At 58.6% G+C, this 2,907-nt stretch carries 4 protein-coding genes; 3 read left to right on the forward strand and 1 reads right to left on the reverse strand.

Translation table 11 applies throughout. The annotated features are described in order from the left end of the window. Both VGP75_RS20455 and VGP75_RS20460 read left to right on the forward strand, forming a co-directional pair. On the forward strand, positions 1 to 403 hold a 403-nt coding region (locus VGP75_RS20455), incomplete at its 5' end, for an SDR family oxidoreductase (protein WP_327545400.1). Then, on the forward strand, positions 397 to 1,329 hold the full coding sequence (locus VGP75_RS20460) for a Gfo/Idh/MocA family protein (RefSeq protein ID WP_327545401.1): 933 nt from the start codon (positions 397 to 399) through the stop codon (positions 1,327 to 1,329). The genes VGP75_RS20455 and VGP75_RS20460, both read left to right, overlap by 7 nt. Here VGP75_RS20460 and VGP75_RS20465 read toward each other — a convergent pair. Then, on the reverse strand, positions 1,326 to 2,033 hold the full coding sequence (locus VGP75_RS20465; protein WP_327545402.1) for a fused DSP-PTPase phosphatase/NAD kinase-like protein: 708 nt from the start codon (positions 2,031 to 2,033) through the stop codon (positions 1,326 to 1,328). The genes VGP75_RS20460 and VGP75_RS20465 overlap by 4 nt on opposite strands. 131 nt (positions 2,034 to 2,164) lie before the next feature. Between VGP75_RS20465 and VGP75_RS20470 the strand changes: the two genes are divergently transcribed. Further along, positions 2,165 to 2,907, forward strand: a 743-nt coding sequence (locus tag VGP75_RS20470) for an N-acetylneuraminate synthase family protein (protein ID WP_327545403.1), incomplete at its 3' end; no start/stop codon positions are given.

The following is a 2,907-nucleotide window of genomic DNA, read 5'->3' on the forward strand; positions in this document are numbered from 1 at the left end:
CGCCCGCCAGATGGACCGCGATATCGTGGGGCGCTATCCTGCGACGCTGATCAACGTGGCGTCGATGTATGCGCTGAATGGTCCGCACCACCAGATTTACGAGGATATGCCGTTCAAATCCTTCTCGGCCTATTCGGCGACTAAAGCGGGCATCCATGGCCTCACACTCTGGCTCGCAGGCTATTGGGCCAAGCGGAACGCGACCGTGAACACCATCGCTCCCGGTGCCGTGTTCAACGGCCATTCCGAGGAATTCCAGCGCCGCGTGGGTGAGCTGATCATGGCGGGCCGCATGGCTGCACCTGATGAAATTGCCGATGCGATGCTGTTCCTGTGCTCCGCGCAGTCGGGCTATATGACCGGCCAGCTGGTCAACGTCGATGGCGGCTTCAGCGGATGGTAGCAGATACATTTCTGGTCATCGGTGCGGGATCAATCGGGCAACGCCACGCCCGTAATCTTGCCGCCTTGGGCCAGAAGGTTGACCTGATCCCTTACCGTGAATTTGATGCCGATGCCGTCGCCCGGCGCAGCGATGTTGCAGGCGTCATCGTCGCAACGGCTACCCCGATCCGGTTGTCGCTGATCCAGCTTTGCGCAGCGCTGGATTGGCCCTTCTATGTCGAAAAGCCGCTTGGTTGGACCAAAGAGCAGATCGCCGACATCTATGCGGCCGCCGCACCCGTCGCCGACCGTTCAATGGTCGGCTTTATGATGCGCTATCACCCTGCGGTACGCGCGCTGGCCGCCCTTGATCTGTCGGATATCTACAGTTTCGCCTTCGAGATCGGCCATGACGTGCGGCAATGGCGCGAAAACTGGTCCTTTGCGCAAAGCTACGCGTCCGATCCGGCGGGCGGCGGTGTTCTTCTCGACCTGTGCCATGAACTGGATATCGCGCACTGCCTCTTTCCCAAGGCCACGGTTACCGGCGCCGCAAGCCTTGACCATCCCGATTTTGCAAAGGTCGATTTCGCCACGCGCATCAGCCTCGCCGCCCCTTTGGGCACGGTCGCGATGGACTACCTCTCACCGGTCAGTCTGCGCAAAGGCCAATTGCGCGGCACCGATCAGGTCATTGATCTGGACCTGCTGGCGCCTTCATACACACGCGACACAGGTGCCGGTCCGCAAACGACAGCATTCGATTTTGATCGCAACGATATGTTTCTGGGCCTGATGGCCGATTTCATCGCCATCGCCACCGGACAGCCGCCGTCGGATAATCCGCTGATGCCACGCCTGAGCACCGTGCGGGAAAGTTGCGACATGATCGCCGAAGCCTGGCAGGCACGCCAGTTTCGCGGACAGGTGAATGTGGCGTTCTAGCGCCAGCCTTGCCAGAATTTCAGCGCCGCCTGCTTTTGCGCAAAGCTCTCAGTCAGCGCATCGCGGTCATATTCGGTTCTGATCCATTCCTCGATCGCGATTGGCTCTTGCGCATTGCGCGCCGCGTAGACGTCGAAGAAGTGATCCAGAATGCCCGTCGCCGACTTGCGGATATGCAAATACCGAAAGCTGAGTTGTTTGCGCGCTTGGGCGACAGATTGACCTTCATGGACCATCAGATAAAGCGCCGCGACGAGGCCTGTCCGATCGGCACCTGATTTGCAGTGCATCAGGAACGGGCGCTCCATCGCTTCAAAAGCGGCGATCACATCCAAAAGACGCTCGCGGCTCGGGGCGGCCCGCGCCGACATATGCACCGTCACCAGTTCGAGCCCCAGGCGTTCGCAACTCTCCACCTCGAAAAGATAATGCGGCTGCCTGACAACACCGCGCAGGTTCAGAACCGTTTTGATCCCCATGGCGGCATAGGCCTCGAACCGTTTGTGATCGGGGTGGTTTGAACGGTACACACCGTCGCTCACCTGATCGAAGTTATGCCAAAAGGTGCGCAAAATGCCGTGATCCAGCCAACGGACGTGCCAATAGGATTTCTTTCGCTCGTCCGGATCGGTAATGTCATGGCCGAATGACTTGCGCAGATCGCGCTCTTTTTGGTCCAAGGCTTTGAATATCTTGCGGATCATGGGCGGCTCGGTTGCGGGTCTGCGATGTCACTTGGACCATGGCATCCCATATTGCAATGGGCACGCGCCAATTGCCCCGCAAGATGAAACCCCATAAACACGCTTTAACAGCACAGGCAGGAGACCGCACCATGGACATTGCAGGCCGCAAAATCGGACCCGAACACCCCCCCCTTGTGATTGCCGAGATCGGCATCAACCACGGTGGTGATCTGGCCGTCGCCAAGGAAATGGTGCGCCTTGCAGCCGCTGCAGGCTGCGAGATGGTCAAGCACCAGACCCACATCATCGAAGACGAAATGACCGAAGAGGCCAAGCAGATCTTCCCCCCGAATGCCGATGTGTCGATCTGGGAGGTGATGGAGGCCTGCGCGCTGTCACTCGAAGAGGAAGCCGAACTCAAGCGCTATACCGAAAGCCTTGGGATGATCTGGATTTCGACACCCTTTTCGCGGGCAGCGGCGGATTTCCTGAACGATCTTGATGTGCCCGCCTTCAAGATCGGATCAGGCGAGGCCGACAACCTGCCGCTGATCCGCCATATCGCACGGATGGGCAAACCGGTGATTATGTCGACAGGCATGCAAAGTATTGAAAGCATCCGCGCCTCTGTCGCGATACTGGATAACGCAGGGATTGAATATGCGCTCTTGGAATGCACAAACCTCTACCCCTCACCGCCAGAAATCGTCTCGCTTCAGGGTGTGACCGACTTGCGCGAGGCCTTTCCAAAAGCCGTCGTCGGTTTCTCGGACCATTCCATCGGTCCGGATATGGCTTTGGCATCGGTTGCTTTGGGGGCCTGTATTCTGGAACGGCACTACACCGATACGCGCTATCGCAAGGGCCCTGATATCATCAACTCCATGGACCC

Origin of the sequence: Yoonia sp. (assembly GCF_036007805.1) — a bacterium.
Classification (GTDB): Bacteria; Pseudomonadota; Alphaproteobacteria; order Rhodobacterales; family Rhodobacteraceae; genus Yoonia.

Excerpts from the sequence above, each read along its gene's own strand:
- VGP75_RS20465 (WP_327545402.1), bottom strand. The coding sequence starts at position 2,033 with ATGATCCGCAAGATATTCAAAGCCTTGGACCAAAAAGAGCGCGATCTG.
- VGP75_RS20460 (WP_327545401.1), top strand. The coding sequence starts at position 397 with ATGGTAGCAGATACATTTCTGGTCATCGGTGCGGGATCAATCGGGCAA.